4 protein-coding genes are annotated in these 2,223 nt (G+C 60.0%); all 4 read left to right on the forward strand.

Annotated elements, in window-relative coordinates; translation table 11 throughout:
* Positions 1-560: hypothetical protein (locus tag NUW23_10585; protein ID MCR4426613.1), on the forward strand; the 560-nt coding region annotated here is incomplete at its 5' end.
* Between the two features lie 63 nt (positions 561-623).
* Complete coding sequence (locus NUW23_10590) at positions 624-941, forward strand: YbaB/EbfC family nucleoid-associated protein (GenBank protein ID MCR4426614.1); 318 nt, start codon at positions 624-626, stop codon at positions 939-941.
* Between the two features lie 27 nt (positions 942-968).
* Positions 969-1,568, forward strand: coding sequence for a recombination mediator RecR (gene recR, locus NUW23_10595; protein ID MCR4426615.1), 600 nt, complete (start codon positions 969-971; stop codon positions 1,566-1,568).
* 119 nt (positions 1,569-1,687) lie between these two features.
* Positions 1,688-2,023 (forward strand): DUF2508 family protein, encoded by a 336-nt coding sequence (locus NUW23_10600; GenBank protein ID MCR4426616.1) that lies wholly within the window; start codon positions 1,688-1,690, stop codon positions 2,021-2,023.
* Positions 2,024-2,223: the final 200 nt, after the last annotated feature.

Consider the following 2,223-nt stretch of genomic DNA (forward strand, 5'->3'; position numbering starts at 1 on the left):
TTGTTTCCAGGCTCGAAGCGCTGGAGGAGGCTGTATCTTCTGGTCGCGTTCAGCCACTGCCTGACGCGGACGGTCCAGCGATGCAGCAGCCGTCCCCAAAAGTTGACGCCACGAGGGCTCAGGTGGCTGGCTCAGTCCGGGGGACGCACGGCAAAGGCGACGGCCTGTTGACCGATGGCATCTCCCCCGAGCAATGGGCCCAGATTCTCGCGCAGGTGAAGACGCGGAGTGCTGTCATCCACGCCCTCCTGAAGGAAGTCAGCTTGGTCGCGGTGGACGGGGAGACGCTTCGCATAAGATTCGAGCCATCCTGGGCGGTTCACGCGGCCAAAGTGTCGGAGCCCAGGAACCGTGAGATGGTTGCCGACGCGGCATCTGAGGTATTGGGCACAAAAGTCAAATGCGACGTCAGTGCCGGCGAGAAACCCTCTGCTGCGCGACAGCTCCCCACGGGCCAGCGGCAGGCAGGCGGGGGCGCCGGCATTCCCTTCGACGACCCTGATATTCAGAAGGCCATAGAGGTCTTCGGGGCAGTGGACGTCAGGGTTATCACGAAATAGGTCTCCGAGAACCGGCTTTGCTGCGGTAGCCAAAGGGCGAACCTAGGACGGAGGGTTGAACACATGGGCGGCAACTTCCAGAAGATGATGAAACAAGTTCAGAAAATGCAGGCCGACATGGTCAGGATCCAGGAGGAGCTTGGAAGCAAGCTCGTTGAGGCGACGTCCGGCGGAGGGGCGGTCCGCGTGGTGGCCAACTGCCACCAGGAACTGGTCGAGATCCACATCGACCCTGCGGCGGTGGATCCTGAGGATGTGGATATGTTGCAGGATCTCATCCTCGCAGCGTGTAACGAGGCTCTGCGCAAGGCACGCGAAACTGCCGAGGCTGAGCTGGCCAAAGTCACTGGGGGCATCAGCGTTCCGGGTCTCAAGTTCTGACCTCTTGAGAAAGAGAGGTATTCCCAGATGCTGTTCTATGCCGAACCAATCGGCCGGCTCATAGAGGAACTAAAGAGGCTCCCGGGGATAGGGCCCAAGACAGCACAGAGACTTGCCTTCCACATCCTGACCATGTCCGAGAAGGATGTCAGGACTCTCGCGGAGTCGCTGGTCGGCGCCAGAGAGAGAGTCAGGAACTGCTCTGTCTGCGCGAACATCACGGACATGGACCCGTGCGGCATATGTGCGGACGGGTCGCGCGATCAGTCGACCATTTGCGTTGTCGAAAGGCCCGAGGATGTGATCGCCATGGAGCGCACAAGGGAGTTTCATGGAGTCTACCACGTGCTCGGCGGGGCCATATCACCCATGGAAGGGATCGGGCCGAACGACATCAGAGTCCGTGAGCTGCTCGACCGATGTAAGTCAGGGGCGGTGCGCGAGGTCATCGTGGCGACCGATCCGAACATAGAGGGCGAGGCCACCGCGATCTACATATCCCGACTGCTGAAGCCCATGGGTGTGCAGGTCACCCGCATTGCCCACGGCTTGCCTGTTGGGGGCGACCTGGAGTACGCAGACGAGGTCACACTCGCCCGCGCACTCGAAGGCAGGCGCGGAATTTGATCCATCGCCTGATTGCACTTCCGGAGTGTTCATGGGCATACCGCGGCTCTTGGCGGAATACCAGACGGCGCTTCTGGGCATAATCTCGCTGAATAACGCCTCAGAACGGGGTGTGAGCCATGGACCTCTGGCTGTCACTCGATCGGACCTTGGAGTTGGCCCGGCAAAGGCTCTCGCTAACCAGGCAGACAGGAGAGTCGGCGGAGGAGACCCGGCTTCGCAACGAGATCCGTGCCGTCTGCGCCGACATGGAACGGGCAGACCGGGTGTTCAACGACGCTACGGACCCGGATATCATCGACGCCGCGATTTACACGATGAGAGCGTGCGAGCGGAGACTAGGTTACCTGGTGAAACAGGCGAAGAGACTCAGAGCGACTGAGTGCGCCGAGGGGTGGGACCAGGCACCGCTACTGGGACAAATTGGCGTTGACACCCGTTCAGGGCCGTGTTAGAATAACAAATGTCGTCGCCACACGGCGGTGATGCAGTGGAGGCGGCGGATGTTCCTTGAAAACCAAACAGCGTGTGCACTGAATCGGACAAAAGAGGTTCGATGCGGGCGCAATGAATTGAGTAGAGACACGATCTACTCTTCGAGAGAAGACGGTATGAGATTTTCTTGGAGAGTTTGATCCTGGCTCAGGACAAACGC

It is taken from the genome of Bacillota bacterium, from assembly GCA_024655925.1.
Taxonomy (GTDB): domain Bacteria; phylum Bacillota; class DTU025; order DTU025; family JANLFS01; genus JANLFS01.

What these genes read in the sequence shown, in the direction of transcription:
- NUW23_10590 (MCR4426614.1), top strand. Translation starts at nt 624, where the DNA reads ATGGGCGGCAACTTCCAGAAGATGATGAAACAAGTTCAGAAAATGCAG.
- recR (MCR4426615.1), top strand. Translation starts at nt 969, where the DNA reads ATGCTGTTCTATGCCGAACCAATCGGCCGGCTCATAGAGGAACTAAAG.
- NUW23_10600 (MCR4426616.1), top strand. Translation starts at nt 1,688, where the DNA reads ATGGACCTCTGGCTGTCACTCGATCGGACCTTGGAGTTGGCCCGGCAA.